Source organism: Pseudomonas sp. AC463, assembly GCF_979253585.1.
Genome location: NZ_CEEDDZ010001284.1, coordinates 1 through 221, shown reverse-complemented (window position 1 = coordinate 221; position 221 = coordinate 1). Strand labels below are relative to the sequence as shown.

Sequence of the window (221 nt, the reverse complement as noted above, 5' to 3'; positions counted from 1 at the left end):
GACGCCTGCGGCCAACTGCAACACCTGCGCCTGCCCGACAATAACCGTCTGGTGTTCAATCACGGCAAGGGTGGCCATCTTTCCACCGTCGAACTGAACGGCGAAACACTCACCTCACACCTGTTCAAATCCGGCCAGGAACAGCAACGCCAACAAGGCCAACTCCTCAGCCACTACCACTACGACGACCAACAGCGCCTGCACGCCCACGCCATCACCCA

The 221-nt window shown here is 59.7% G+C and carries 1 pseudogene; it reads left to right on the top strand.

From position 1 onward, the window contains the following. A pseudogene (locus AC0IYH_RS34445) lies at window positions 1-221 on the top strand (RHS repeat domain-containing protein); the annotation flags it as partial.